The following is a 1,460-nucleotide window of genomic DNA, read 5'->3' as shown; positions in this document are numbered from 1 at the left end:
GCCCCTCCGGGGCCGACCCGACGCGACCGACCCGCACCGAACATCCCGGAGGCCGGTTGTAGGAGTCCTATAACCGGCCTCCGCCGGTGACGGCAACGCTGACGGCAACAGGGACGCCAGACCACCGCTGTCACAGCCCCAGAGAGGCACTGATTCAGAGCCCCAGCGCAACCAATTCTTCACGGTAAAGGCGCATCGTGTCACGCCAAGAATCGCCATTCCGCATCACTTCATGAACGGCGAGCAAAGGGTCAGTTGAAGCTGAACACAACCCATACACTTGCGGGGCGATATCGTCGGTCAGCAAGTGATCATAGTGGAATGACCCCTCGAAGCCGAGCCAAGCCACGATTCCATTCACCCGAACGGCCCGAAGTAGAATCTCTCTGAGGTAGCCCTCCAAAGAATCCGGCAGGCTCTCGAACCTAAGGTCATATTCGAAGATACCGATATCTTCAGGCATCGGCACATCCCGGCTCATCTCAAATATCGACACACTTTCAGGGCTGTCAGTCCCGATTGAGAAATCCAGCTCGGGCGCAGAAGGCACGCGAGCAACCAACCAACAGCTGATCATAGGCGCCACGCCGTCCCAGCAGAGCGCATCACGCAACGAGCTCACCACAGACCCCACTTCTGCATGTTCTTAGCGGTGGGTACGACCGCAGACACGACCTTACCAATATAGGGCCCATCGGTAGCGACAAAGAGGACGACCACCTTCCCGTTGACCTTACCGGCGTAGCCGATCGACTGCGTGCCGCCGATCTTCCAACTGAAGGTTTTGTCCGGGCTTTTGAGGACCGAAGAAGTAAGGCTCTCAAACAGCTCACGGCGTGCCGCGTCACTGCCCTTGACCGGAAGCAGACCAGCCTGGATTAGGTAACGCATCGCATGGCCACCGCCCTTATTCATGCCCTGATAGGCATCAGCAACTGCGTCATCGCCGAGACCACAGCCTGGATTGGCATTGTGGACGAGGACCGGCGTGTCGCCCGCCAGCACATAGTAGGTGTGCCTGCGGATTCGGTTCTGGGGCTGTTACGGGTCGCGCGCCATCGCTCTACCTGGACCTTGTTCGGAGAGTTAATTGTCGTCACAGCTTCTGACGGCAGCCGTGACGGCAACGTAGACAGACACTCTCCCAGGACATCCGCTGTGACGGCAGCCCGCCGGCCGACCGCGCCCAGCCTGGCATCTTCCGCCCCGCTCACGACTGCCCCCGAGCCATCGCCTTCCGTACTCACCCTCGACCACCATCGGCGCGTCCGTGGAGCCCGGTAGCGGGCTGGGCGACCCGGGCAAAGAGAGAAAGACCGATCCTGGCAACACTGCCGTGAGCAGCGGATCTGCGGCCCGATGAGAACTTTCCTTACGTCTTCAAGGGCGACCCGCTCCGCGGGCCGCCGACACCGGCGCGGCCCGCGCCGGGCTCCGGCCCCTCCGGGGCCGACCCGCCG

2 protein-coding genes are annotated in these 1,460 nt (G+C 61.8%); both read right to left on the bottom strand.

Features of this window, described 5'->3' with window-relative positions:
- Positions 1 to 154: 154 nt before the first annotated feature.
- Positions 155 to 634, bottom strand: a complete 480-nt coding sequence (locus ACYVE7_RS33940; protein WP_460370666.1) for a hypothetical protein — start codon at positions 632 to 634, stop codon at positions 155 to 157.
- On the bottom strand, positions 619 to 1,005 hold the full coding sequence (locus ACYVE7_RS33935; protein ID WP_460370665.1) for a hypothetical protein: 387 nt from the start codon (positions 1,003 to 1,005) through the stop codon (positions 619 to 621). Before ACYVE7_RS33935 ends, ACYVE7_RS33940 begins: the two co-directional genes overlap by 16 nt.
- Between the last annotated feature and the right edge of the window lie 455 nt (positions 1,006 to 1,460).

It is taken from the genome of Actinocorallia lasiicapitis, assembly GCF_054778695.1.
Note: the sequence above shows the minus strand (reverse complement) of the source record. Positions and strands in the feature narration are given on the sequence as shown.